General features: G+C 72.5%; 2 protein-coding genes. One reads left to right on the top strand and one right to left on the bottom strand.

Translation table 11 applies throughout. From position 1 onward, the window contains the following. Positions 1-1,186, top strand: a 1,186-nt coding sequence (locus DBR34_RS12875) for an OmpA family protein (RefSeq protein WP_219928287.1), incomplete at its 5' end; no start/stop codon positions are given. 7 nt (positions 1,187-1,193) lie between these two features. On the opposite strand, the gene DBR34_RS12870 is transcribed toward DBR34_RS12875, so the two are convergent. After that, on the bottom strand, positions 1,194-1,574 hold a 381-nt coding region (locus DBR34_RS12870), incomplete at its 5' end, for a thiol-disulfide oxidoreductase DCC family protein (RefSeq protein WP_146186836.1).

Raw genomic sequence — 1,574 nt, 5'->3', positions numbered from 1 at the left:
GGGTGCCCAGTTCCGCAGTTGGCAGCGGCCGGCCGAACCCTCCCGCCCGGTGCTGGCCAGCGAACTGGAGCGGGCCATCGGCCCGCATGCACTGGTCACGATGGCGCGCCGTACCGGCTTTCCGCCGGGGACGTTCCGGGTGATCGCCTGCGAGCTGCTGCCCGGCCTGGTCGCGCTGGCAGGCGCGGCCGGCCCGGTGCGCGTCGCCGCACTCCGGCCGGCGGGCCAGCGCCGTCCGCATGGCCTCCCTGTCGCTTCAGCACGAACGGTCCACGGCCTGGCCCTGCGCGGCATGTTGTGGGTGCTGGCGGGCGTCGCGCTGATCGGCTTCACCACCTGGCTGCACCTGAACATCCGCGGGCCACACTGGGTGGCCCCGGTGATCACCGAGCAACGCGATGCCCGGCTGTCACTGCATCAGTACGGCGACCGCATCGTGGTGCAGGGCCGCCTGCCCAGCGAAGCGGCCCGCCGCCAGGCGTGGAATGCGCTCACCGCCCTGCATGGCCGCGACAACGTGCGCGGCGGGATCGCGCTGGATCCCGCGACCCGGCACCAGCGCTGGCTGGACCGGCTGACCGCGCGCGTTGCGCAGCTGGAAGGCGACGGGCTGCTGCTGGATTTCAACGGCGATACGTTGCGGGTGGATACCTCGGCGATGGACGCCGCGCAGCGCCTGGAGGTATCACGGCTGCTCCGTCGCCACTTCGCCGACCTGCAGACCACCGGGCTGTGGGGCCCGGGACTGGCTGCGCTGGCCGCCCTGCCCGTGCAGGCCGAGGCCACGAAGGTCGTCGAGGCGCTGAACCAGACCACGTTGAAATTCCGCCCGGGGACGGCGCTGCTGACCGGCGACAGCGCAGACACGGTGGATGCCGTGGCGGCCGCCCTGGCGCTGCTGCCGGCAGGCACGCGCATCGCTGTGGACGCGCACACCGACAGCAACGGTGGTGCCGACGCCAACCTGCTGCTGAGCCAGCAGCGCGCCGCGACGGTGGTGCAGTCCCTGCAGGAACGCGGCGTACCGGCGTCGATGCTGGTCGCCACCGGCCACGGCCAGCAGTACCCGGTGGCCGACAACCGCGACGACGCGGGCCGCGCACGCAATCGACGCATCATCTATGCGGTGCGTGCGCACGACGGCGATGCAGGCAGCGGCGATGCCCTGGCCTGGCAGGACCGCTGAAACCGGCTCAGTCGAGGAATCGTCCGGCCTGGCCGGGTGCCGGCAGATGACAGTGGTCATGGCGCCCGAACCAGCGGTAGCGGTTGCGCGCCAGTGCGCGGTAGGCGCGATCGCGCCAGGCCGAAGGCACCAGGCGCGCCACGGCCGTCAACCGCCAGGCACCGCCCAGCCCGGCCAGCACCCGCAGGATCGCATCGGTGTCGGTCCAGGCCTGGCCGTCCTCCAGCAACAGGAACGACAGCGGATCGTCCGGGTCCAGTCCGTGCTGCTGCAGCAGTGCACGGCCGTGGCTGCCCTGCATCGCCGCGAACCGGTAGCGCCCCTGCCGGTCGAAGCGCAGCAGGAACCGCACCCAGCGGCTGCACAGCGCGCATACCCCATCGAACAC

It is taken from the genome of Stenotrophomonas sp. HMWF003 (assembly GCF_003061285.1).
In the GTDB taxonomy this organism is placed as follows: domain Bacteria; phylum Pseudomonadota; class Gammaproteobacteria; order Xanthomonadales; family Xanthomonadaceae; genus Stenotrophomonas; species Stenotrophomonas maltophilia_AP.
Note: the sequence above shows the minus strand (reverse complement) of the source record. Positions and strands in the feature narration are given on the sequence as shown.